We start from the raw sequence: 25379 nt of genomic DNA, 5'->3' as shown, positions 1-25379 counted from the left end.
ATTTTACTTGCACGCAAAGATGAAACGGCGCTATTAGCGGGCAGTTAGAATCGTATTAAAACGAAGTTAGATTTGAAAACCAGCAGTGAAACGTAGTGCCTTGGCCCGGTACGCTGCTAACGCTGATGCGGGCCTGGTGGAGTTGGAGGATTTTGCGGGTCATGGCCAGGCCGATGCCGTATCCCGTGTAGGCGTGCGCGTTAGTAGCGCGGTACAGCGGCATAAATATCCGCTCCTGCTCCGCTTCGGGGATGCCTATACCCGTATCCGTTACCGAGAGGAGAAGCCCTTCCCCTGTGACTTCCAGCGTGGCGGTTACCGGCGCGCTGGCGGAAAATTTGAAGGCGTTTTTGAGGATATTGTTGATAGCCACGGCGAGCAGCTGCGGATTGCCTTTGACGGCAAGTTGCTGCGGCGCAGCGCCGGCAGGGAGTTGCAGGAGCAGCTCACCGGGAGGCGACTGGTGCTGCCAGGATAGTTTGAGTCCTTCCAGGAGTTCATCCAGCCGGACGTCTTCCAGCTGCGAGGCGTCCGGCACGGCGTCCACCCGGGTGAGCTGCAGCAGCCCGTCCATAATCACCTTCAGCCTTTCGGACTCGCCCAGCAAGGTTTCCAGCGTTTGCCGGTATTCCTCCGGGGAGCGGTCTTTTTGCATGGTCACCTCTATCTCGCCGATGATGGTGGTCAGCGGGGTGCGGAGTTCGTGCGAAGCGTTGGACACAAAGGAGCGCTGCATTTCAAAGGCGTTTTCCATATGCGCCAGCAACTCGTTGAAGTGCGTGGCCAACTCATCTATCTCGTCGTTATTACGGCCACGTTGCACCCGCAGGTGCAGGCTGGTGGCGCGAATCTTTTTTACTTCCCGGTTGATATGCTGGATCGGCCGCAGCGCTCTGCTGGCGTACCATTGGCTCATGCCATAGGTAACCGCCAGGGCAATGAGGCCCATGATAACGAGGCTCCAGAGGAGGAAATTCAGCTGCTGTTCGCCCGCGGCATTGCGTGCGGTAACGATCACCACAAAATCTCCCTGGTTATCCGGGTAGTAGATGCCAAGGCCGTATTTATCGCGAAAGCTGAAGCGGTAGGATTGATGCTTGCGGATATTATCCAGCAGGGAGGCCGGCCAGTCGTACTTTGCCTCTTCGATGAACACTGCGCGGTTGCCGCTGTCGTATATATTGCTGGACTCCCCGGGAATGCCTTGCTGGTAGCTTTTTTCTATCTCGAGGAATTTCTTTTTCGTGAGTTCATCCTTTTCGAGGTACACCTCCGCGGTCAACAGGGCCCTTACTTCCAGCTGCTTGTAGAAGTTGTTGCGCACAAAGCGGGCGGACAGCAGGTAGATGATCACAAACACCGTGGTGAGGATGATCCCGCTGATGAGGGTGAACTGTAGCGACAGGCGGTGGCGGATCTTCATATCAGGTTTTTATTTTCATGACATAGCCCATGCCTACGACGGTGTGGATCAGTTTATCGCCGCTGAACCCTTTTTCTATTTTGTTGCGGAGGTAGTTGATGTACACGTCGATGGTGTTGGTGCCGGTGTCAAATTCCAGTCCCCATACGGATTCGGCTATCAGCGCGCGGGATAATACCTTGCCGGGGTTTTTCAGGAAGAGTTCCAGCAGGGCGTATTCCTTTGCGGTGAGCACAATCTCCCTGCCTTCGCGGTGCGCGGTTTTGGTGCTGGTGTCCAGGCTGAGGTCCGCCAGGGCGAGCACGGCCGGATCGTTACGGAACTGGTGATGGCGGCGGCCCAGCGCATTGACGCGGGCCAGCAGTTCGGAGAAGTGGAATGGTTTGGAGAGGTAATCATCCGCGCCGGCATTGAGGCCGTCTACTATATCCGTTGTATCGTTGAGGGCGGTGAGCATGAGGATGGGCGTTTGCACGCCTGAACCGCGGAGGTGCTGGCAGATTTGTATGCCGCTGATGCCCGGCAGCATCACGTCCAGCAGTATAAGTTCAAAATCTTCCTGCAATGCCAGCTGCTGGCCTTCCGGGCCTTCGGTGGCTACCTGCACCTGGTGCTGATGCTCTTCCAGCCCCCTTTTGATGAAGGCGCCTACTTTAATTTCGTCTTCTATAACCAGTATCTTCATAAGCAAGCCATATTGTTTCCGTTGGTGTACGAAATTAGGCAATGTTGAAGAGAACGTTATTAAAGCGGGATTAAAATGCGTAGCTTTACGCATCATCCAAAAAACGCATAACCAATTTATGCACGTACCCGAAATCACGGTTGGGGAGTTGATACTCCGCCCATTGAAAGAGAAAGACGCTGCGGGGCTTTTCAGGTTGTTTTCCAATGATCAGGTAACCCGGTATATGGACATTGATTCGTTCCGCAACATTACGGAAGCGATGCAGATTATTACCCATTTCCAGGAAAGGCAGGAGGCGGACGATGGTTTTCGTTTAGGCATTACGTTAGCCGCCAGCGGGGAGCTGGTAGGCACCTGCGGGTATCATAAATGGAACAAGCCGCATTACAAAGCCGAGATAGGTTATGACCTGTTGCCGGAATACTGGGGCAAGGGGATTATGACGGTGGCGGTGGGCGCGCTGGTGGATTATGGCTTCCAGGAGATGGCCCTCCACCGCATAGAGGCGTTTGTGGATCCGCTGAATACCGCTTCCTCCCGGCTGCTGGGCCGCCTGGGCTTTAACAGGGAAGGCCTGCTGCGGGATGCTTTTTTTGAGAAGGGCGTTTTCGTGGACGCAGAGATTTACAGTTTGCTGCGGGCGGATCATGAGCGGGAATACATCTGGTAATACTTATAAGATAATACAATGAGCTTAACTTACAGACACGCTGCCATTGAAGATTTACCACGGATAGTGGCCATTTACAACACGACGATAGCGGGCCGCATGGTGACGGCGGATACCGAGCCGGTGACCGTGGAGAGCCGGCACAACTGGTTTTACGCCCACGATGAAGTGCGGCGGCCTTTGTGGATGATTGATGATGCAAACGGGGAGAACATCGGCTGGATGAGCTTTCAATCCTTTTACGGCCGGCCGGCGTACAACAGCACGGTGGAGGTCAGCATCTACCTGGACGAATCCGCCAGGGGCAAGGGCTACGGCGGCGAGGTGCTCCGTTACGCCATCATGGTAGCGCCGAAGTATAATGTAGAAACCTTGCTGGGCTTCATTTTCGCCCATAACTACCCCAGTATAAAATTATTCGAGAAGATCGGGTTCCGGGAGTGGGCCAACCTGCCGGATATCGCCGAGCTGGATGGCGTGAAGCGCAGCCTGAAGATATTAGGTTATAAAATTAAATAGCATCCTATGTGGTGGGTCTATGCATTGCTGTCGGCACTATTTGCAGCGCTGACGGCCATTTTCGCCAAGGTGGGCGTATCGGACATTCCTTCCAACCTGGCTACCGGCATCCGTACGCTGGTGATACTGGCGCTGGTATGGTGTATTGTTTTCTTCCGGGGGGAGTGGCGGATGGCCGGCTCCCTGAGCAGGCACGGCCTGCTGTTCCTGGTATTATCCGGGCTGGCTACCGGCATGTCCTGGTTATTTTACTTCAAGGCGTTGCAGGTGGGCAAGGTGAGCCAGGTAGCGCCGGTGGATAAGCTGAGCGTAGCCCTGACGATTATTTTGGCGGCCTTGTTCCTGCAGGAGAGCATTACCTGGAAAACGGCGCTGGGTGCGGGGCTGATTATCTGCGGCACTTTGGTGCTGATCCTCAAGTAAGGCAGCCGGCGTAGCCATGGCATAAGGCAGTGGGCGGCGTATGGCCCGGCCGGAACGGTATGGCCGGGCGGCGCTAGATCTTCTCCCTAAAAAAAAATAAAGGGGGTGCACCCCCCTGCTGCATACCCCTAATACAAAAACAGACGCAATTGCTTGCGCCTGTTTGAGTTATAAACAAAGTCGGATATTAAACGGAAGGGGTGATTTTATACACGCAGCGCCTTGCGCCGTTGATGATATGCTCCTGCCGGCTCACGTTCACCTCGTCGCCAACGATGGACACGAAGGTATTCATTTCGGAGGTGCAGATATTGTCGCACTCCTGGGCGGCGCAGCATATAGGGCAGTGATTTTCAATGAAATAATACGTACCATCTTCTTTTTTCCATTCAGCCAGGTAGCCTTCCTTGCTACGGATGGCGGCAAAGGCGTCCAGCCGGTTTTCCAGGCCGGAGACGCCGTCGAGGGCGGCATGGTATTTTTCCTGCTGATTTTTTTCCCTGGCGGACACTACGCTTTCCAGGGCTTCTTTACCCAATACGTTTTTGATGGTCTGTATCAGTTGCAGGGTGAGTTCGGTATGGCTGTCCGGGAAGCGGGCATTGCCGAGGGCGGTGAGGCTCCATATCTGCACCGGGCGGCCTACGCCACGGGAGATGCTTTCGGGCTGCACGAGGCCTTCTTCCTGCAGTTTAACAAGGTGGAGCCGGGCTCCCTCACCGGTAATACCCAGCTCATCCGCCAGCTTGGAGGCTGGCAGCGGTCCTTTGGTCTTGAGCAGTGTCAATAACCGGTCGGCAGCATTTCTGATTCGCGTTGGATATTTTTCCAAGTTATTACTTGTTTTATTCTCAAATGTCGTAAATTTGTGGGAGCAAAAAAAAAGTTTTTTGAAAGAATACCGCGGAATAGTGGGCTGAAAGCCAGCTTGATGCTGAATTTTTACAGGGAAAGATCGTAATTTTGCATTCCTTATGAATTTTTAGCCCGCCTACTGCAATCAATATCCGGGCAACGGAACAGGAAAGTGTACAATATTTCGGCCGGGCAACCGGCTTCAGTTATTTAAAAAGTGCTGATTTATGATAACCGTTTCAGAAAAAGCAGGTGAATACATTAAAGCATTGATGGAAAAAGAACATCATGCCCCAGGTACTTTTGTTCGTGTAGGCGTGAAGGGCGGCGGATGCTCCGGCCTGGAATACGTACTGAAGTTTGAAACAACAGAAGAGGAAGGAGACCAGGTTTTCGAAGATAAAGGAGTGAAAGTAGTGGTGCAGATGAAGAGCTTACTCTATCTGTATGGCACCCAGCTGGATTATTCCGATGGGCTGAATGGCAAGGGGCTGTTCTTCAACAACCCGAATGCTACCAGAACTTGCAGCTGCGGCGAAAGCTTCGCCGTTTAAGCAGATCCCGACAACTCAAAATCACAAAATTGTATGATGAATAGTAACGAAATAATAGATGATATAGCCAATAAGGAGTATGAGTTTGGCTTTACCACCGATATTGAAATGGATATAGCACCTCCTGGGCTGAATGAAGATATCATCCGTTTTATTTCGGCGAAAAAGAATGAGCCGGAATGGCTGTTGGAATGGCGTCTGAAAGGTTTCCAGGCATTTAAGAAACTTAAATTCCCTACCTGGCAGCACTTCGACCTTCCTGAAATGGACCTGCAGGCACTCTCCTACTATGCGGCGCCCAAGAAGAAAAAACAGCTCAACAGCCTGGACGAAGTAGATCCGGAGCTGCTGGCCACATTCGAAAAACTGGGTATCCCGCTGAACGAACAGAAAGCCCTCACCGGCGTAGCCGTGGATGCGGTGTTCGACAGCGTTTCCGTAGCGACCACCTTTAAAGGTAAACTGAAGGAGATGGGCGTGATCTTCTGCTCCTTCGGGGAAGCCGTACAGGAATACCCGGACCTCGTTAAAAAATACCTGGGTACCGTGGTACCCCACTCCGATAATATTTTTGCGGCCCTCAACAGCGCCGTATTCTCCGACGGTTCGTTCGTGTACATTCCAAAAGGCGTTCGCTGCCCGATGGAGCTGAGCACGTACTTCCGTATCAACGCACAGAACACCGGCCAGTTTGAGCGTACCCTCATCGTAGCGGACGATAACAGCTACGTGAGCTACCTCGAAGGCTGTACCGCTCCCATGCGCGACGAGAACCAGCTGCACGCCGCAGTGGTGGAAATCGTAGCCCTGGAAAATGCAGAAGTGAAATACTCCACCGTTCAAAACTGGTATCCCGGCGATAAAGACGGTAAAGGCGGTATCTACAACTTCGTTACCAAACGCGGTATCTGTAAAGGCGCCAACAGTAAAATCTCCTGGACACAGGTGGAAACCGGTTCCGCCATCACCTGGAAATACCCCAGCGTGATCCTCCAGGGCGATTACTCAGAAGGCGAATTCTATTCCGTAGCAGTGGTGCGCAACCGGCAGATCGCTGATACCGGTACCAAAATCCACCACATCGGTAAAGGCACCAAAAGCCGCATCATCTCCAAAGGTATTTCTGCCGGCCATGGCGATAACAGCTACCGCGGACTGGTATCTGTAGGCCCCCGCGCGGAGAATGCCCGTAACTTTACCCAGTGCGACTCCCTGCTGATCGGTAACCAATGCGGATCTCACACCTTCCCGTACATCGAGTCCAGGAACAAATCCGCCATGATCGAACACGAAGCCACCACCTCCAAAATCGGGGAAGACCAGATCTTCTACCTCAATGCGCGTGGCATCGATACCGAAAAAGCCGTAGCCCTCATCGTAAACGGTTACGTTAAAGAAGTACTGAACCAGCTGCCTATGGAATTTGCCGTAGAAGCACAGAAACTTTTATCTATCACACTTGAAGGAAGCGTTGGATAGTTGGGAATTGGTTACCGCGATTAACCAGTAACTGATTACTGACAACTATTTAAACATACAGAACACAATAAAACAATCATGCTGACGATTAAAAATCTGCACGCAGAAGTAGAAGGGAAAAAAATTCTGAAAGGCATTAACCTGGAAATTCCGAAAGGGGAAATCCACGCTATCATGGGACCCAACGGTTCCGGTAAAAGCTCGCTGGCATCCGTGCTCGCGGGTCGTGACAACTATACTGTAACGGAAGGCGAAGTTTGGTTCAATGGCAAAAATCTCCTGGAAATGTCCCCGGAAGACCGCGCCCGTGAAGGTGTTTTCCTCGCATTCCAGTACCCGGTTGAAATCCCTGGTGTTTCCAACATCAACTTCCTCAAAACTGCAGTGAACGAGGTAAGAACCTACAAAGGCCTGCCTCCTTTGGAAGCAAAGGAATTCCTGAAGCTTACCAAAGAAAAACAACAGCTGGTAGATTTTAATACCAACCTGATGAACCGTTCCCTGAACGAAGGCTTCTCCGGTGGTGAAAAGAAACGTAACGAAATCTTCCAGCTGGCCATGCTGAACCCTTCCCTGGCCATCCTGGACGAAACTGACTCCGGCCTGGACATCGACGCGCTGCGCATCGTTTCCAACGGGGTAAACAAACTGCGCGATGCTGAAAAGTCATTCGTAGTAATCACGCACTATCAACGTCTGCTTGAATATATCGTTCCTGATTTTGTACACGTGCTGTACAACGGCCGTATCATCAAAACCGGAACCAAAGAACTGGCCCTGGAGCTGGAAGAAAAAGGTTACGACTGGCTGAAAGAAGCAGAGCACCAGAAAGAATCAGTATAATCAAATTACGACAGCCCATCATCTCTCGTAATTTATTCAAAAGCGTTAGCAAAATGACAAGCGATACCATCATGATACCTTTTTACCAGGCTTTAACGGAAGACGTAAATGCACTGGCCGCCCCGCAGGATTCCCTGCAGGAACTGCGCCGCAGTGCCCTGCAACGTTTCTCCGCAACAGGACTCCCTACCCTGAAAACGGAAGCATGGCGTTTTACCAATATCCAACGATTCCTGAAAGAGTATCCATATGAACTGACAAGTACTCCTGCCACCACTACCGCCGCTGTTGCCAACGAAGCCAGCATCCCGGGACTGGACGCTTACCGCATCGTACTTGTAAACGGCCATCTGCAGGCTGACCTCTCCAGCATTCCGGAAGGTAAAGGCATCCGCATCGGCGCCATGAGCGCCAGCACCGATGCCCCCGGCTTCGCAAAATGGTTCAACCAGCATGCACAGGTAAACGGGGAACCGCTTGCCGACCTCAATACCGCCCTCTTCGGCGATGGCCTGTTCATTGAACTGCAGGCTAATGTGAGTATCGACAAACCGATCCACCTCGTTCACGTATATACGTCCGACCGCCACGCATTCATACAGCCCCGCCACCTCTGGGTGCTGCAAAGAGGCGCTGCGGCCACCGTTATTGAATCTACCGTACATCCCAAACAGGAAGCGGTGGCATTCTCCAACTCTGTCACCGAAGTAGTAGTGGCCGATAACGCTGAACTCTGGCACTATAACGTACAGCAGGGCGCGGAAAACTTCCGCCAGGTAAACACCACCGCTGCGCAACAGGAAAGAGACAGCCGTTACCACCACTTCAACATCACCCTGCCCAATACCCCGTTCACCCGCAATAACCTGAGCGTAGTATTGCACGGCAGCAACACGGAAACCAACCTGAAAGGCATCTACCTGGCTACCGGTAACCAACACGTGGACAACTATACCTTCATGAACCACCTCGTGCCGAATTGCAACAGCAACGAACACTATAAAGGCGTGCTGCTCGACAATGCCAACGCGGTATTCACCGGAAGGATCCACGTACACCAGGAAGCCCAGAAAACAAATGCCTTCCAGCAGAATAACAATATCCTGATAGGCGATAAAGCGACTATCAACTCCCAGCCTCAGCTGGAAATTTATGCCGACGATGTGAAATGCAGCCACGGCTTTACCGCCGGCCAGTTCAGCGACGACGCCCTCTTCTACCTCCGCGCCCGCGCCATCGGTGAAGAAGCCGCCAAAGCCCTGCTGGTAAACGCTTTCACCCATGATGTAACCGACGAGATCGCAGTGCCTGCGTTACAGGACTACATCCAGGGGCAGATCGAGGCTATCATGAACAACTAAGACGATACAAACATGGAACATATTGCTAACATAGGAACCGCCGCGCTGGACGTTGCCGCCGTCAGGAAAGACTTCCCGATCCTGCAGCGACTGGTGCATGGCAAACCGCTGGTGTACTTTGATAACGGAGCCACCACGCAAAAGCCAAAAGTGGTCATCGAAACAGAAGAACGTTACTACGAAACATATAATAGCAATGTGCACCGTGGGGTACACCATCTGAGCCAGGTTGCCACCGACGCTTTCGAGAAAGCCCGTAATATCGTTACCGGCTATATCAATGCGCCGGACAACAGCCAGGTCATCTTCACCAAAGGCACTACCGACGGCATCAACCTGGTAGCCAGCGGCTTTAGCCGCCGCTTCCTCCAGGCCGGCGATACCGTGATCATCTCCGCCATGGAGCACCATTCCAACATCGTTCCCTGGCAGATGGCCTGCGAAGACAACGGCGCCACCCTGAAAGTGATCCCTATCAACGATAAGGGAGAACTGCTCATGGACGCCTTTGAAGCTATGCTCGATGATACCGTGAAAATTGTAGCCGTCACCTATGTATCCAATACGCTGGGAACCATTAACCCGGTGGAAGATATCATCCGCCTGGCGCATGCACGGAATATCCCCGTGCTGATCGACGCCGCACAGGCCATCCAGCACATCACGATCGACGTGCAGGCGCTGCAACCGGATTTCCTCGTTTTCTCCGGCCACAAAATCTACGGCCCTACCGGCACCGGCGTGCTGTACGGCTCCGAAGAGTGGCTGAATAAACTGCCCCCTTACCAGGGCGGCGGGGAAATGATCAAAACCGTTACTTTCGAAAAGACAACATACAACGTACTGCCCCATAAATTTGAAGCCGGCACGCCTAACATCGCCGGCGTCATCGGGCTGGGCGCAGCGATTGAATACCTGCAGCAAACCGGCATTCCCGCCATCCAGCAATGGGAAGAGGAACTGATGAGCTACGCCATGCAGCAGCTCCGCCAGGTAGACGGCATCCGTTTCATCGGCGATGCCGCCCACAGAAGCGGCGCCATCTCCTTCCTCGTACACAACATTCACCCGTTTGATATGGGCGAACTGCTGGACCAACAGGGGATCGCCGTGAGAACAGGCCACCACTGCACCGAGCCGCTCATGAACCGCTTTAATATTCCGGGTACCGTGAGAGCGTCCCTCTCCTTCTACAATACCATGGAAGAAATTGATAAACTGGTGGCAGGCGTCAAACGCGCCAGCGCCATGCTGCTGTAAACAGGGGATTATGACGATTAAAGAAAAACAGGACGAGGTTATAGATGATTTTTCCTTCATGGAAAACTGGGAGGATAAGTATGAATACATTATCCAGCTTGGAAAGGAACTGCCCCTGATCGAGGAAAAGTACAAAACGGAAGATAACCTGATCAAAGGCTGCCAGTCGCGCGTGTGGCTGCACACCGAACTGAAAGACGGGAAGCTTTACTTCACCGCCGATTCGGACGCAGTGATCACGAAAGGACTCGTGAGCCTCATGATATCCGTACTTTCCGGCCACACGCCGAAAGAAATTGCAGAGGCAGAAATATATTTCATAGATGCGATCGGCTTGAGCAGCCACCTCTCTCCCACCCGCTCCAACGGCCTGCTGAGTATGCTCAAACAGATGAAACTTTATTCCGTAGCCTACCAGGCTAAAAATAATTAGTCATGAGTGAAGCAACATTAAGAGATCAGATAGAAGAACAGCTCCGCACGGTGTACGATCCCGAAATCCCCGTTAATATCTGGGAACTCGGGCTGGTATATGCCATCAAAATCAGCGATACCAACGCCGTGAACATCGATATGACGCTGACGGCCCCCGGTTGCCCCGTAGCGGGGGACATCATCCGGGAAGTGGAAGAAAAGGTGCGCAACCTCGAATCCGTGACGGATGTGCATGTACACCTGACCTTTGATCCGCCATGGACCAAGGAGATGATGAGCGAAGAAGCGAAGCTGGAACTCGGGTTCCTCTAACATAACTGAAGACTGGTACCGGAAGGACCGGTCTTTTTTTTAGTGGGGGGAGAGAGTCAGCCCCGCGGCCGCAGTATCTTCCCGTTTACTACACACCCCGGCCGGGCCGGTGCGGAGCAGCCCACCTGCCGCGAAAGGCGCCCGCCCATCCGGAAAATTCGAAAAAAACAGGCCGTTGTTTTTATAATTGCCTTTGATAAATAGCTTTTTATTTTTCGATTTTATTTAATTTGTGGCCGAATTGCATACTGAAACCATTTTTTTCACTTTTAAAAAAGCCGCCCTGAGCGGTAGCACGCAGCGAATACCACTAAACTGAATCCATTTTAAACCTTATGCCATATACAGCGGAAACGACACAACCAATAATTGAAAGGCTAAGAAAAAGGTTCCAACATGCCAATGAAACCACGATCGTGTCGATCCATCTGTTCCTGACAGGCGCGCAAACTTCCGTACCGGTACTCAACACACCTGACGAATCAGCTATGGCAGGCTACTTTATCCCCCTGCTGCAACTGCCCGATCAATGGAATGACAACGACCGACTGGTGCTTCAGTTACTATCCGATCCACAGGTATGGGAGAAAAATGAGCATGATTTCCTGTCGCATATCGTCCCTATGCTGGATATGCCAGGCAGCTCCTCCTCTATCGTACAGCGATTCAGTACATTCACGAACTTCCTGCAGCAACAAGGCTACAGCCCGGAAAAGATCGGCTCCATGCTGATCCGCTATTCCCGCTACGGGGAAAACCTGGACCTCATGCCGCTGAAATTTTCGCCCCTGCGGAAATTCCTGCAAGACCTGCTCCGAAGTACGGATGCCCTTACTATCCAACCATACCTGCAAAGGTGGTATCAACTCAACTGGAACTCCCTGTTTTTCAGGCTGCTGGCCAAGAGCCATCCGGACCTGGAAATCCCTTACCTTGAAAAAAAACTTTCAGGCCCCATCTCGGGCTATTTGAACAGCGATCTGGCCAACGCCTTATTGCAAAACAACTTCGCCAAATACGAACCCTTATTGCTGCAGATAGGCACGCAGCCTGACGCCACCGTGGCGGTGCAGCTGGGCGTACAACTGGCGCTCACCAATTACCAGCCGGACGTGTACCAGGCCAACCTCCTGCCATTGTTCCGGCAATACCTGCAAGAATTTTCCCAGGCCCCGGATACGGAGGAAGGCTACGCCAGCAGCATCCTGCAGGCGGAAACCACGGGCAGCTACCCGCTCAGCCTCATTGCCCTCCATGGGCTGCTGCAGCACAACGCTGCCGAAGCGGTGGACTACCTCCTGCAATTCATCCGCGCACAAAGGGAAATTCCGCCTGCCTGCTTCGAAATACTGGGCCAGCGCCTGCAACAACAGGCCGTGCCCGTGCTGATGGAAGCCCTGGAAAAAGGGTACGACATCAAGCTGCTGCTCCCGGTAATGGAACAGGTGGAATCTACCAGGTATTTCGAACAACTCTGGCCTTATACCCTGCATAAGCTGAAGTCGGTTCGTATGGCCGTTGCCGTTATCCTGGCCAAAGACCCGGAAGCTTTTCCCAAAGCGGCGGAGCTCATGCAGCATAAGAAAGCCGAGCAACGCCTCACGGCCACGCTGATCCTCTGCAGCATCAACACGCCGGAAGCGCGGGAGCTCATTAAAGACGCGCTGCACAACGAGATCAACGACGATGCGCGCGACCTCATGCTGGAAACGCTGGGCAACACCATCCGTTACGAAGCGGATATGGAAACGGTGAACAGCCTGATTGCCTCCGCGCGGAGCCGCTATAAACTCAACCGCCCGCTGGAGAAGTGGATGGACGACCAGTCCCTCCCGCTGCTCTGGACCAAAGACGGGCAGCAGCTGCCGCTGGAAGCCACCCGCTTCCTGCTCTACCGCATGTCCCGCATCAGGGAAATGGGCGCGGACGTAGAGGCGAAACCGTTACTCAAGCTGCTGGACCCCGTCCGCAACGACGACTTTGCCATGGGCCTGTTCAACATGTACGAACAGCACGAAGGCGATACCCGCCTGAAGTTCCTGCTGGCAACCGCTGCGCTTACCGGGCATCATAAACTTGCCGCCGCGCTGCAGGCCAACATCGGCAGCTGGATCAACGAACGCAGGCCGCGCCAGGCAGAGCATGCCCTCGCCGCCATGGCCCTGCAGGCGAACAGCAAATCGCTCCAAATCGTAGAATACTACGCTAAGAAATATACCACCCGCCGCGTACTCCTCGGTACCGCCGCGCGCAACGCGCTGGTGCGCGCCGCCGCGGAACTGGAACTCACCCTGCACGAGCTGGGCGATAAAGCCGTACCGGACCTGGAATTTGAAGGCAGGTACAAACCTTTCGATATGAAAGGCGATACCTGGAAAGGCTTTGTGGACAATAACTTCCGCATCGCCTACCTCAACCGCAAGGGGAAACGGCCTAAAACGCCTCCTACAGCGGCTTCCAAGGAAACGAAAAAATTCTTCAAGGAGTTGCAGAAGCAACTGCCGGCCATGGCCGCCAAACAGGCAGGCCGGCTGCAGCAGTTCCTCGTGAACCAGCGCAGCTGGAAGGCCGCCCAATGGCTGGAACTCTTCCTCCACAACCCGCTGATGTTCGTATTCGCGAACAGGCTGATATGGGCCGTGTACGACGAGGAAAACCAGCTGATGACGAGCTTCCGCTGCACGGAGGATTCCCGGCTGATCACCATCAGCGGCGCAACCATTGAGCTGCCGCCATTTGGCAGCGTGCGGCTGCTTCATCCTTTGCAAGCGGATGAACAGGCTATCGCGCAATGGAAAGCGCACCTGGCGGAGCATAACATCATCCCGGCGTTTGAGCAGCTGGACAGGCAGGCGACTGCCCTGCAGCCGGATCAGCAACTGCTGACCACCATCGCCGATTTTGAAGACATTGCCATGGACCAGGATGTGATCCACGAGCACCTGCTCAGCAGGGGCTGGCAACCGCAAACCAACGAAGAGGGCGTGGCCCATACCTGGTTTAAGTCTAACGACATACAGCAGGTAGAAGCCAGGATCGCCACGTATAATATTTACCAGGAGTCAGGTACCCGTTGCAAGTTTGGCAACCTGTACTTTACCAGGCAACTGACTACAGACCATCTCAGCAGCGCGGCCGCCGCGCCTGCTGAGATGCTGCAGCTGTATAAAGTGCCGCCGGTATTCTATTCCGAAGCGGTGACCGATATTGCCATACTGCGGGTAAAAATGGAGCTGGTGTAACCCCTCCCCTTTCTGCTGACTGATCCTTCCCATACCACAGGCAGCCATTGCCTGTACCGGGTACCAGCGCCGATACCTGCGGCGAGCTGGTAAAAATTGCAACTCACTGCCCCGGAATGTTGTATTACTTCCACAGCCCCGCCCAGGCTGAAACAAGCCACCACAGCGCGTAAAACTGTTAATTTCAGGGAGTTGCAGCGCCCTGCTCTCCGCTCCCATTTTCAGCATGGATTTGGAATTATGGTCATTGAACCATTCATAAAATTTTATGAGGAACCTACCCGCAACAATTGGATTAATGATGGTATTATTTATCGCTGCATTTTTTATCCGTAGGGATGACCATCAGGTGGACGCGCAGACCATGCCGGGCTTAACCACACAGTGGCAGGATACTATGCCGCCAAAACCAAGGCCGGACACTGGTAAATGGCCGCCACACCATCCGAAAAAGGATAAAAAACATGACCGTGATACCACAGGCAGAAAAAGAGATACGCTTGGTATCAGGCAATAGCTAACCATCATTGATTTAGTAAGGCAGGACGCCGCGCCGGACATATCCGCGCGGCGTTCCTATGTTATGATAACGGCAACGACTAAACGAAAAGCGCCCCGCTTGTGGCAGGGCGCTTCTGGCAGATGATAAACAGGATTATTCCTAGTATAGATAATTTTGTTCCATGTTCGGATTCGCGAGTATTTCGCCCAGCGGGATGGGGAAGCGTACATCCCTTTCCGGGTTGCAGTTGCGGGTTTCCACCAGCGTAGGCTGGCCCGTTCTGGGATCGTTTGCGCCGTACACCTGGCCGGTCATCACTGTACCGAGTATCTTCCAGCGGCGGATGTCGAAGAAGCGCGCTCCTTCGAAACACAGTTCGGACATGCGTTCCCGGCGGATGAGCGCCCGCAGGCTTTCCTGTGTGTTGTATTTGGTTGCATCCACGGATGGCATGCCGGCGCGGTTGCGGATCTGGTTCAGGTACAGCAGTACATCCGGATTTTTCCAGTCGCCCGTTTCCACCAGGGCTTCCACGTAGTACAGCAGCACTTCCGCATAACGGATGATCATGTAGTCGAGGTTTTTGGTGCTGGCATTACGGTCTTTCGGGTCCAGGTATTTATTTACCCAATAGCCGGTGGTGGTGGAGAACTGGGTGCCTATCTTATCGGTACCAACGTCAGCAAAGGGCTGCAGCGTAACGCCCTGGTAGGTTTGCCCGGGCAGTAAAACGGTAGCGGCTAAACGTGGATCACGGTTGTTTTTGAAGTTAGGCGTTTTTTTGTAGATCTCCTGCGAGTCCGCGGGCAGTTCCCCCAGCGTTTTTCCCTGCAGGGTTTCAAAATTATTCACGACCACGCTCGTTGGCGACACTACTGTCTTCCCCCCAACCCCCGCAGGGGCAAAGGTATTCCAGGCCCCGGCGCAGCCGGCATCCTTAAAGAAAATGCGCTCCTTATTCAATTCGCCTGCATAGAGAAACAGCTCCGCATAACTATTGACCTTCGCGTTACTGCTTTTATAGAGCGCGAATACGCCCTGGTCGATCACCGCTTTGGCATTGGCTTTCGCAACTTCGTAGTTGCCGTAGAACATCGCCAGTTTGGCCATGAGGGCATAACATACGCCGGAGGAGATACGCCAGGCTTCCTTGCTGTCGTACGTGGCCGGCAAATTGGGCGCGCAGGCGGCCAGCTCCTCCATCACAAACTTGTACACTTCTTCTTCGGTATTGCGCTTCAGGTCATCCTTCAGGGGATCCACGGATTTGGTAACGATGGGGATGCCGCCAAAGAACATCAGCAGCTCCATATGGTAATAGGCACGCATGGCGCGGGCTTCATTTTTATAACGCTGCTTGAGGGTGGAGTCCATAAAACAGCGGTCCACGTTTTCCAGGAAGCGGCAGGCGCGGCGGATGTCCTTGAAATCGTCCCGCCACACGTTCAGCGCCACATCCCAGTTACTATTGGCCAGGCCTTTGGCGTAGATCTCGTAGGAGCCGCGGGTATCCTGCCGCGCCACGGCTTCGTCGCTCAGCGCGGAGAGGAACATGAGCTGCCGGCCATCGGAGCCGCCCGGCAGGCCGGCATATACGGAGCCTAAAGCGCCGGTAGCGTTGGCCTCCGTTTTCCACCAGGATTCATCCGTTACGGAATCCGGATCATCATGCGTCAGGAACTTGGTACATCCGGAGAATAATATCGCGATTAAAAGTATCCAGGATTTATTGATATGCATGATTGCTAGATTTTAGAATTGAATATTTACACCTGCAATAAAGGATTTCATGATCCCGTAAGTCCACTGGTTACCCTGGCTTTCCGGATCCATCAGCGTCATGTCTGTCAGCGTCCAGAGGTTCTGCGCATTCACGTAGGCGCGGATGCGGCTGATACCCGCTTTCTTCAGCCCGTCGCTGGTGACGTTGTAACCCAGCTGGATGTATTTCAGGCGCAGGTAAGCGCCGTTTTCGAACCAGAAATCTGAGTTGGGTTTATTGTTGGCAGGCGCGGTGCTCAAACGCGGAAACCGTGCGTTGGTGCGCTCCGGCGTCCAGTAGTTGGCCGCGTAGTATTTGGTAGGCACGCCCCCGTCCTTACTGAGGTCCAGCGGCAATGCCAGCATACCCTGCAGGTAACCATCGGAGCGGTTCACGCCCTGGAAGAGGAATTCCAGGTCCAGCTTCTTCCAGCTGAGGTGTACGTTTGCGAAATAGTTCATCGTAGGCAGGTTGCTGCCGATGCGGCCCTGGTCCCCGGCATCGATCACCTTGTTATTGTTCACGTCCAGGTACTTGATATCCCCGGGCTTTGCGCCTGGCAATACGGGCACCAGCGGGTTACCGGCCGCATCGAAGTCGGACGCCTGCAGCAGTCCATTCGTACGGTAGCCGAACCACGCGCCGATAGGGCCGCCCACCTCGTTGATCTTGGTGGTGGTAGCCTCTGTGCCGCCCGCCAGCTTCAGGATGCGGTTATTATTGCCGGTAACGCCGGGGCGTACGGACAGGCTGACGTCCTTGCTCAGCTGGGCGTTGTAGTTCAGGGATACTTCCCAGCCTTTGTTGGACACTTCCCCGATGTTGAAAGGGATATCATCTTCAAAACCGCCGGTGTAGGACAGTTGCGGGAAGAGGATCATGCCGGTGGTCTTTTTGTCGTAATAATCCGCTACCAGTTCCAGCTTACCGCCAAACAAACCGAGGTCCAGTCCGAGGTCCAGCATGTTCACAGTTTCCCAGCCAATTTCCGGGTTGCCGTTCGTTTGTTCGACCCCGTTACTGTTGGAGATGGTGGTTTGGTACAGGTACAGGCCAATACCCTCGTTACCCAGTTTACCGTACGAGGCGCGGAGTTTCATATTGCTCACTGCTCTAATATGCTGCATGAACGGCTCTTTGCTCACGTTCCAGCCCACTGCAAAAGAGGGGAAGAAACCGAATTTATTTGCCGGGCCAAACTTGGAACTACCGTCCGCACGGCCGGTGAGTTCCAGCAGGTATTTGTCTTTATAGGAGTAGTTGGCTTTGGCGTAGCCGGACATGATGGACCAGATGCTGAAAGTTGTCTTATCATCGGAACCGCTGCCCTGGGAGCTGCCATTGTTTTCCTCCTGGGAATAGCCGCCCATGACGAAGAGGTGGTGATCCCCTCTGTCCAGCGTGTACTCCGCCGTACCGCCCAGGTAGTAATAGGTAGTGCGGGCGAGTTTGTTGCTGCGTTGCTGGGTCCAGGTTTGGAGGAGCTGGCCGGTGTAGTAATCGAGGAAGTTATAGTTATCCCGCGTGTCGTTACTGAAATCACTGTTCAGGCGGAAGCTGAACTGGCCGCGGAGGTAGAGGTTAGGCAGCACTTCCCAGCGGGGTTGCAGGTTGATGCTGCTTTGCCCGTATTCGCTGTTGCGGATGCCGCCTTTTTCCGCGTAGGCCAGCGGGTTGACGATATCGGCAAAGCGGCCGTAGATCTCCGTTCCCCATTGGTTGCCCGGGTATTTGGGAAGGATGGTGGGCGGCACGCGATAGACGTCTTCCAGTATCCTGTTACCGCCGGAACCACTGACCCTGTTGGGCTGGGAGGCGTTCCGTTTGATGGCCAGGAGGTCGATGTTGACCAGCAGTTTTTTACTCAGGGTAACAGAGGTATTTGCGCGGATATTGTATTTGCGCTGGCGGGATAAGGAAATCATCCCTTCCTGGTCCTGGTAGTTGACATTGAGCGCAAAGCGGCCCAGGTTGTTACCGCCGCTCACGCCGATAGAATGGCTGGTGATGGGCGAATGTTTATCGATGATGAGGTCCTGCCAGTTGGTGTTCGGGTATTTTACCGGGTCGATGCCGGCGATGGTATTGGCGATGGTGCTATCCGCATAATAAGGCTGGTTGCCGGCGTTGACCTGCGCTTCGTTATAGAGCCGCATATATTCCGGCGCGTCTACGAGGGCGGGCAGGAAGGTAGGCGTTTGTACGCCGTAGTAGCCATCGTACATCACGCTCACTTTACCGGGCACGCCGCGGCGGGTGGTGATGAGGATAACGCCGTTAGCTGCGCGGGCGCCGTAGCTGGAAGCGGCGGCGGCGTCTTTCAGGACGGTCACGCTTTCGATGGTCAGCGGGTCGATGAAGTTCATATCCATGGGCACCCCGTCCACCAGCACGAGCGGGTTGGAGTTGTTGAGGGTGCTGATGCCGCGGATCTTTATGGTAGCCGCATCGCCGCCGGGGAGGCCGCTGCCCTGGTTAACCTGCAAGCCGGTGACGCCGCCCTGCAGGGCCTGGGAGATGGTGGTGATGGGCTTGCCGCTCATGGCGGAAGCTACGTTGAGCGTGGCTACGGAGCTGGCGATATGTTTACGCTGTTGCTCTGTGAGGCCCGTTACGACTACCTCATCCAGTTTGGAAACGTTTTCTTTCAGGGCGATGGTCAGGCCGTTGTTGCCGGTACCGGAGCTGTACTCCTGCGGCAGGTAGCCGATTTGGGAGAACACCAGCAGTTTGTTCTTCGGTACGCGGATGCTGAAATAACCGTCCGGATCGGAGGTGGTGCCGATGTTGCCATCCTTGAGTTTGATGGTAACGCCCGGGAGGCCTTGCGGCGGCTCGTGGGTATCGTACACGCGGCCTTTTACCAGTACCAGGGTATCGTCAGGGCCGGCGGCGCTTTTGCTTTGCCTGGGAGGCATAGCGGCTTTGGGTACGATGGTGACCTGGTTGCCGGTAATCGTATAGCCGAGGGAGGTAGATTGCAGTCCTTTGTCGAGAATATCGGTGATCCCCGCGTGCATGAACAGGGTGATATTTCTTACATCTGCCACCAGGTCATCTTTGTAAAAGAAGCGCCAGGCGCTTTGTTCCTGGATTTGTTTGAACAGTTCCGTTACCGGTGCGTTTTTTAGTTTTACGAGCAATTGCCCGTTCTGCGTGGCCGTAGCCGCCTGTGTTGCGACGATGCACAGGCATAAGAGCAGACAAACGTAGAGTTTTCGCATACATCTATTTTGGATGGTTTAGAAAATACAGGTCCCCTCCGGCTTTTGCGCATAAAACCGGCTGGCAGCAACTGCTGGCAGTTGCTGATGATATTCAGTAAAAGTTATTTGCTACTTTATTTTCACCGTTCCATTGGCATACTCGCATTGCATGGAGGTAGCGTTGGCAATAGTGTGCAACACCACTTCCATGTTGTTCCGCAGGTCAAGGTCTCCGCTAAAAGTTTCTTTGGCAGCCATCGGGCTGATCTCTATCCTGATATTATAGTACCTCGCTAATTTCTTCAGTATTTCCCCCAGTGTGGTATGATCCGCCAGGAGGTGATGTTCCTTCCAGGCTGTGTACCGGCTGGTATTCACGTCGGTGATCCGCACCGGTTCGTCTGGCTGCAATTCCGCCAGCTGCCCCGGCCGCAGGAGGTTTTCCGTGTTGCCGGCAGTGACGGACACGCTGCCGCTGCAAAGCACCAGTTGTTGTTTTTCATTTTTGTAGGAGGAGAGGTTGAACGCCGTTCCCAGTACGCGTACCTGGGCGTCTCCGGCGTACACCTGGAAAGGGTGGGCTGCATTGGCGGCTATTTCGAAATAGCCTTCCCCTTCCAGCACCACTTCCCTCCTGCCGCTGTTAAACGAGGCAGGGTACACCAGCTTGGAGCCGGCGTTTAGCCATACCCGTGAGCCATCCGGCAGGGTGATTTGCGCGGTATGGGCGTAGGGCACCAGGACAGTGTTAAAATCGGCGGATTTATTTTGTGCCAGCGTTTCATTGTTCACCTGCAGGGAATCGCCCCGGAGGTAGCTGATGACGGCATTTTGCTGTTGTACCTGGATACCTTGGCGTTTGCCGAGCAAAACGCGTGTAGCCGACAGCGTGTCCGCATCCATATCCGGCAGGGAGGCGGCGTAGCGCACGATGGCCGGTACCGGTCTGCGTGCGGTTTGCAGCCATAGGAGCGGCGCCAGTAAAAGGAGGAGGGCGGCGGCCACCTTCCAGCCATGTATAAGGAGGAAAGGCTTTTTTGCCGGCCGGTTCATATGCTGGTGGATACGCTCCCAGAGCGCGTCGCGGTCGGCCCCGGGGATACGTTCGTTCCCCGCCGCCTTTGCCAGCGCAGCTATGCCGGCGTCCGTACGGCCTGGCTCCTGTTGTTCCTGCTGTTCGAATAGATCCATGGTGTGCAATTCCTGCTATAATTAATAAGAGCGGGTAGTGAGATTTTTATAGACTCTTTTTTTAAAAATTATTTTTTCAGGCAATTCCCGCTGTAATAGTGAAACTTTATAGACGCTATTTTTCAGAGCGCCTGCAGCACCTGGCAGAGGATAATGCTGAATGCAGTAGCGGTAGAGGCATCCATGGCCTGGCGCATTTGTTTGATGGCCCTGTAGGCAAGCGTGCGGCAGGTAGGCACGGATATCTGCATGATGGCAGCGATTTCTTCGTAGGACAGATCGCAATGGTATTTCAGGTAAATGATCTCCTTTTGGCGGGCAGGCAGCTGGTTAAGGTGTTTGGCAAGCTGCCGGTACAACTGTTGTTCCTGTTCGGTGGCGATGATGGCGGATTGTACGGACTCCGTTTCAAAATCCACGGAGAACTGCATCATATCCCCCTGTAAGCTGGTACGGGAGGCTTTTTTGGCGGCGGTAAGCAGTTTACGCCGCATGGAAGAGAGCAGGTAATAGCGTACGTTTACCTCTGTGGCCAGGTTGCGGCGCCAGGTATGCAGGTCTATAAAGAGGTCATGGATACAGTCCAGTATCACCTCTTTATCTTTAGTGTACCTGCTGGCATACGCATACAACAGGTCTACATAGGCCTCGTACAGCATTTTAAATGCAGGTTGCTCACCCGCAATAATGCTTTTCCATAGCGTGTTTTCGTTTACTACCTGTATGTTTTCCAAAACTGTTGCAATTGAACAGGTTCCTGTACGGTAACCCTGGCGATCTAACGGAAGTTTAAAATTACTTATCCTGACAAAAAGGCTACGTTATGAAATCTTTATCTTCTGGTTGCTGGCTTCCCTATCATTGTTTCATTAACAAGATAGGAATTTAGTTTTAGTTGTAATACAGGTAGTACACTTAATTTTTATTTTTCGAGAACGCCGAAAAGGCCGTTTTTATAATCTGCAAAAGCCTGTTCTATTTCCGCTGCGGTATTCATGACGAAATTGTCTTTGGCCGCCACCGGTTCATCCAGCGGCGTGGCGGAGAGGTATAAGATGCGGGCTATCTCGGTAGCCTGCACGTGGATGTCCGTATTGGGATCATCCTTGTCAAATACCACGAGGTGAAAGCCGTCTACGGAGGTGCCGTTGACGAGGAGGTTCCCGTCGATGGCGTATAATAACGTCCAGTTGCCGGGAGTGGCCTGGAAGGAGAAGTCCTTATCTGCGTGGATGGCGCCCCAGATGGCGGTGATGGGTGTAAAATTTTTCAGGGGGCCGGTTTTACCGTCGTACTCTCCGCCGATGAGGGAGAGTTGTACGCCGGGATCGTCCGCAATCACCGGCATGGTACTACCGGGCACGTATTGATAATAAGGATCGTCGAATTTATGCGCTGCCGGCACGTTGAACCAGAGCTGCAGCAGTTCGTAATTACCGCCTTCCGCGAGGAATTCCGGCGAAGGCCCTTCGCTGTGCAGCACGCCTTTCCCGGCAAACATCCACTGCACGTCGCCGGCGGTAACGGCCATGGCGTTGCCGGCGCTGTCGCGGTGATAGCCCTGGCCCTGCAGCATAAATGTTACAGGCGCAAAACCCCGGTGGGGATGCGGATGCAGGCGCTCCTCCGGGGAGCCGGCCGGGTAAAACTTAGGGGGCATGTGGTGTACCACGATAAAAGGGTTCGCAAAGCGAAACTGCGCAGTGGGCAGCGACTGGCGGACCGTTTCCGATTCGGTAATCTTTTTTTCGCGGCCTTCCAGTACGTGCAGGATTTTTTTCTCCATAAACTAACTATTACTTGTTGCTTCCGGTAATAACTTCAAGCGGGCTTTTTCCACGGAGCTGCGGAACATTTTCAATATCAGTACCTCGTAGTGCTCGATATTGACGATTTCCCCTTCCCGCGGGATATTCCCGTGTGCGTAGTTTATTAAACCGGAGAGGGTTTCATAATGTTCGCTTTCCGGCAGTGGTACAGGTAAAAATTCGTTCAGGTCCGCCACATTTTCATGCGCGTTGACGATATAGGTGGAGTCGTCTTTCTTTTCCACGATTGGCGCTTCCTGGTCGTGCTCGTCCTGGATATCCCCTACCAGTTCCTCGAGGATGTCCTCCATGGTTACGATTCCTTCGGTATCGCCGAACTCGTTCGTCACCACGGCGATCTGGATGCGCTGCAGCTGGAAAGTGCGGAGCAGGTCCTTGATCTTCATGCTGTCCGGCACGTAGAATACCGGTTTCAGGATGGAGTTGATATCCGTAAGCTTTTTTTCGTGTACGCCTTTTACGAGGTCTTTGGTGTAGATGATGCCTTTCAGGTCGTCCAGGGAGGTGCTGTACACCGGGTAGCGGGAATAGCCGTCCGTGATGACCTGGTTGACCAGCTGGTCGAACGGCAGGGCGATGTCGAGCGCGGAAATATCCTTGCGGTGGGTGAGGATTTCCTTTACGCGGCTATCGTCGAAATCGAATACATTCTGGATCAGCTCCCGTTCCGTTTCTTCGATGGCGCCGCCTTCCTGGCTTTCGGAGATGATGAGTTTCAGCTCTTCTTCCGAGTGGATTTCCGATTCGCCGGCAGGCTGGAGGCCCAGGAGGCGCAGGATGCTGTTGGCCAGGCCGTTGAGCATCCAGATGAAGGGACGGAAGATGATATATACGAATTTCAGGGGCACTGCCACTGCGAGGGTGGTAGGCAGCGGTTTGCGGATGGCCATGGATTTAGGCGCCAGCTCCCCGAAAACGATATGCAGAACGGTGATGATGAAGAATGCGATAGGAATGGCAATGGCATGCGCGGTGCTGGCGGTGATGCTCATACCGATGGCGGACATGAAGTTCAGCACCAGCGTGGTGACTACGGACTCGCCGACCCAACCCAAACCGAGGGATGCCAGGGTGATGCCCAGCTGGGTGGCGGCCAGGTAGCCGTCCAGGTTATTCAATACATGTTTGGCAGCTTTGGTAGCGCGTTTGCTACCTGCCCCGCTGCTATTGATTTGAGATGATCTGACTTTAACTATGGCAAATTCGGCTGCTACGAAAAATCCATTCAGTAAAACGAGTATGATAGTTCCAAGAACTTGTAGAAACATTATGTGGGTAAATTGGTTCGCAAGCCCAAATATAGGCTAAAGAAATCTTATACGTTAATCAATTTTTACCTGCCTCTTCCATCCCGGGGAAGGGACCCGGCTACAATTTTTTTTCCAATAGTCTACTATTTTCATAGAGTTTATGTATTTTGTGGAGAAATAGACAGGAAATTTACATGGAGAAAGTTATACAATCCCCCGCAGCCACTACCGCCAGCACTCCGCCTATTGAGCCGCCGGCAACGGTTTCGGCAGCGAAGCTGCCAGCTGGCAGGGCCCGGTTGATCTGGTGGGCGGCAGGCGTTTTGTCCCTGGCAATTATACTGACCACCCTGTGGGTGCAAATTCCGGCCTTCCGTACGCACGTGGAGGATGTACCTGCTACTTTTTACTATTTTCTGCTGGCAGGGTTTGTATTTGCGATGATCGACGGGGCCATTGGCATGTCGTACGGCATTACTTCCACTACTTTTTCCCTCTCCATGGGTATCCCCCCGGCGTCCGCCAGTACGGCGGTGCATATTTCTGAAATCCTCAGCAACGGTATTGCGGGCTGGATGCATTTTAAAATGGGGAATGTGAACAGGAAGCTGTTTAAAATGCTGATTATACCGGGTATAGCCGGCGCCGTTATCGGGGCGTACCTCCTCTCTTCCCTGGAACATTATTCTACTTACACCAAGCCGGTAGTATCCTTATATACTTTCATCCTTGGGGCGATTATCTTAAAGCGCGCTATTAATATTAAACGCAAGGCTGCGCCTGGCCAGTCGCAAAAGAAGATCAAGCGTATAGGTACGCTGGGCTTCTTCGGCGGTTTCATCGACGCCATTGGCGGAGGCGGCTGGGGGTCTATTGTACTGTCGTCCCTGATTGCAGGAGGCCGTCATCCGAGGTTTTCCCTTGGTACGGTAAAAGCCTGCCGGTTTTTTATCGCCATGCTCAGCTCCCTGACATTTGTAACGGTATTATCCCACGTACATTGGGATGCAGTGCTGGGGCTGGTTGTGGGTAGCGCGATTGCTTCGCCGATTGCCGCGAGGGTATCGAACAGGATTTCTGCAAAGACGATTATGCTGGCTGTGGCTGTTATTGTGATGCTGGCGAGTGTAAAGAGTATTTACGGCTTTTTGCTGAAGGTGTTGTAGGCCTGTTGGCAGCCTGGCTGCTTAAATTAATATAGTTCATCAAAACTCTGTCACAAGCCTGTTTGCCTTCAGCGTAACAGGCTTGTATTGTTCATACTGGACCCAGGCATACACGACCATCTGCACCCGGTCGTCAAAAGGCTTTGCCGGCAGGTAATTATCATCAATATAGATTTTTATTTCCGCGGTTTTATCTACGAACTTATACAGTCCTTTACCTACTTTGCCGGTGATATAACCGATGAGTTGCACGGTGGTACTGTCCCGGTCCAGTTGCCGCGCCTTGCGCAGGACCTCTCCTACCGTATATTGCTCCTGCCGCGGTACGGCCCATGCCAGGGTGGTTAGCAAAAAAATACTGAGCAGCAGCTGTTTCATGGATGATAGTACTGGTTTCTCTACAGTAAAC

General features: G+C 53.4%; 22 protein-coding genes. 12 read left to right on the top strand and 10 right to left on the bottom strand.

The annotated features are described in order from the left end of the window. Nucleotides 1-55 precede the first annotated feature (55 nt). Together BOC67_RS01660 and BOC67_RS01655 are read right to left on the bottom strand one after the other, a co-directional pair. Complete coding sequence (locus BOC67_RS01660; protein ID WP_291906588.1) at nt 56-1423, bottom strand: HAMP domain-containing sensor histidine kinase; 1368 nt, start codon at nt 1421-1423, stop codon at nt 56-58. Nucleotide 1424: 1 nt separating this feature from the next. Then, nucleotides 1425-2108, bottom strand: coding sequence for a response regulator transcription factor (locus BOC67_RS01655; RefSeq protein ID WP_291906586.1), 684 nt, complete (start codon nt 2106-2108; stop codon nt 1425-1427). A 118-nt stretch (nt 2109-2226) separates the two neighbouring features. Between BOC67_RS01655 and BOC67_RS01650 the strand changes: the two genes are divergently transcribed. The 3 genes from BOC67_RS01650 to BOC67_RS01640 are packed head-to-tail and all read left to right on the top strand — an operon-like array spanning nt 2227 to nt 3723. After that, nucleotides 2227-2781, top strand: a complete 555-nt coding sequence (locus BOC67_RS01650; protein WP_291906585.1) for a GNAT family protein — start codon at nt 2227-2229, stop codon at nt 2779-2781. 18 nt (nt 2782-2799) lie between these two features. Further along, nucleotides 2800-3300 carry a GNAT family N-acetyltransferase gene (locus BOC67_RS01645; RefSeq protein WP_291906584.1) on the top strand — a complete coding sequence of 167 codons (501 nt, stop codon included), beginning with the start codon at nt 2800-2802 and terminating at the stop codon, nt 3298-3300. 6 nt (nt 3301-3306) lie between these two features. Beyond that, entirely contained in the window at nt 3307-3723 is a 417-nt protein-coding gene (locus BOC67_RS01640) for an EamA family transporter (protein WP_291906582.1), read from the top strand. 187 nt (nt 3724-3910) lie between these two features. Here BOC67_RS01640 and BOC67_RS01635 read toward each other — a convergent pair whose 3' ends face one another. Then, the gene (locus tag BOC67_RS01635; RefSeq protein ID WP_291906580.1) at nt 3911-4555 is read right to left on the bottom strand and encodes a metalloregulator ArsR/SmtB family transcription factor; all 645 of its coding nucleotides are present in this window, start codon (nt 4553-4555) and stop codon (nt 3911-3913) included. A gap of 250 nt (nt 4556-4805) precedes the next feature. Between BOC67_RS01635 and BOC67_RS01630 the strand changes: the two genes are divergently transcribed. The 8 genes from BOC67_RS01630 (at nt 4806) to BOC67_RS01595 (ending at nt 14064) form a co-directional block, all read left to right on the top strand. After that, on the top strand, nt 4806-5132 hold the full coding sequence (locus tag BOC67_RS01630; RefSeq protein ID WP_291906578.1) for an iron-sulfur cluster assembly accessory protein: 327 nt from the start codon (nt 4806-4808) through the stop codon (nt 5130-5132). A 33-nt stretch (nt 5133-5165) separates the two neighbouring features. Continuing rightward, nucleotides 5166-6611, top strand: a complete 1446-nt coding sequence (sufB, locus tag BOC67_RS01625; protein WP_291906576.1) for a Fe-S cluster assembly protein SufB — start codon at nt 5166-5168, stop codon at nt 6609-6611. A gap of 78 nt (nt 6612-6689) precedes the next feature. Beyond that, nucleotides 6690-7454, top strand: a complete 765-nt coding sequence (gene sufC / locus BOC67_RS01620) for a Fe-S cluster assembly ATPase SufC (RefSeq protein WP_073085835.1) — start codon at nt 6690-6692, stop codon at nt 7452-7454. Nucleotides 7455-7507: 53 nt separating this feature from the next. Continuing rightward, the gene (gene sufD / locus BOC67_RS01615) at nt 7508-8815 is read left to right on the top strand and encodes a Fe-S cluster assembly protein SufD (RefSeq protein WP_291906571.1); all 1308 of its coding nucleotides are present in this window, start codon (nt 7508-7510) and stop codon (nt 8813-8815) included. A 12-nt stretch (nt 8816-8827) separates the two neighbouring features. Continuing rightward, nucleotides 8828-10075: an aminotransferase class V-fold PLP-dependent enzyme gene (locus tag BOC67_RS01610; RefSeq protein ID WP_291906569.1), complete on the top strand. Its 1248-nt coding sequence runs from the start codon at nt 8828-8830 to the stop codon at nt 10073-10075. Nucleotides 10076-10085: 10 nt separating this feature from the next. Continuing rightward, on the top strand, nt 10086-10508 hold the full coding sequence (locus BOC67_RS01605) for a SufE family protein (protein WP_291906568.1): 423 nt from the start codon (nt 10086-10088) through the stop codon (nt 10506-10508). Between the two features lie 2 nt (nt 10509-10510). Next, complete coding sequence (locus BOC67_RS01600) at nt 10511-10822, top strand: DUF59 domain-containing protein (RefSeq protein WP_291906567.1); 312 nt, start codon at nt 10511-10513, stop codon at nt 10820-10822. Nucleotides 10823-11238: 416 nt separating this feature from the next. After that, nucleotides 11239-14064 (top strand): DUF4132 domain-containing protein, encoded by a 2826-nt coding sequence (locus BOC67_RS01595; protein ID WP_291906566.1) that lies wholly within the window; start codon nt 11239-11241, stop codon nt 14062-14064. Nucleotides 14065-14725: 661 nt separating this feature from the next. On the opposite strand, the gene BOC67_RS01590 is transcribed toward BOC67_RS01595, so the two are convergent. From BOC67_RS01590 to BOC67_RS01565, 6 genes are all read right to left on the bottom strand, one after another. Then, on the bottom strand, nt 14726-16306 hold the full coding sequence (locus BOC67_RS01590; protein ID WP_291906564.1) for a RagB/SusD family nutrient uptake outer membrane protein: 1581 nt from the start codon (nt 16304-16306) through the stop codon (nt 14726-14728). Nucleotides 16307-16318: 12 nt separating this feature from the next. After that, on the bottom strand, nt 16319-19552 hold the full coding sequence (locus tag BOC67_RS01585) for a TonB-dependent receptor (RefSeq protein WP_291906562.1): 3234 nt from the start codon (nt 19550-19552) through the stop codon (nt 16319-16321). 111 nt (nt 19553-19663) lie between these two features. Then, nucleotides 19664-20725 carry a FecR family protein gene (locus tag BOC67_RS01580; RefSeq protein ID WP_291906561.1) on the bottom strand — a complete coding sequence of 354 codons (1062 nt, stop codon included), beginning with the start codon at nt 20723-20725 and terminating at the stop codon, nt 19664-19666. Nucleotides 20726-20847: 122 nt separating this feature from the next. Continuing rightward, on the bottom strand, nt 20848-21459 hold the full coding sequence (locus BOC67_RS01575) for a sigma-70 family RNA polymerase sigma factor (RefSeq protein WP_291906559.1): 612 nt from the start codon (nt 21457-21459) through the stop codon (nt 20848-20850). A gap of 188 nt (nt 21460-21647) precedes the next feature. Next, nucleotides 21648-22511 carry a pirin family protein gene (locus BOC67_RS01570; protein WP_291906557.1) on the bottom strand — a complete coding sequence of 288 codons (864 nt, stop codon included), beginning with the start codon at nt 22509-22511 and terminating at the stop codon, nt 21648-21650. A gap of 3 nt (nt 22512-22514) precedes the next feature. Then, nucleotides 22515-23822 (bottom strand): hemolysin family protein, encoded by a 1308-nt coding sequence (locus tag BOC67_RS01565; protein WP_291906555.1) that lies wholly within the window; start codon nt 23820-23822, stop codon nt 22515-22517. Between the two features lie 176 nt (nt 23823-23998). Here BOC67_RS01565 and BOC67_RS01560 point away from each other — a divergent pair, with 176 nt between their 5' ends. After that, entirely contained in the window at nt 23999-24970 is a 972-nt protein-coding gene (locus tag BOC67_RS01560) for a sulfite exporter TauE/SafE family protein (RefSeq protein ID WP_291906553.1), read from the top strand. 39 nt (nt 24971-25009) lie between these two features. Here BOC67_RS01560 and BOC67_RS01555 read toward each other — a convergent pair whose 3' ends face one another. Continuing rightward, on the bottom strand, nt 25010-25348 hold the full coding sequence (locus tag BOC67_RS01555) for a NirD/YgiW/YdeI family stress tolerance protein (RefSeq protein ID WP_291906551.1): 339 nt from the start codon (nt 25346-25348) through the stop codon (nt 25010-25012). Between the last annotated feature and the right edge of the window lie 31 nt (nt 25349-25379).

It is taken from the genome of Chitinophaga sp. CB10 (genome assembly GCA_001870995.2).
Taxonomy (GTDB): domain Bacteria; phylum Bacteroidota; class Bacteroidia; order Chitinophagales; family Chitinophagaceae; genus Chitinophaga.
The sequence above is the reverse complement of the archived record's forward strand: the minus strand, read 5'-3'. Positions and strand labels throughout refer to the sequence as shown.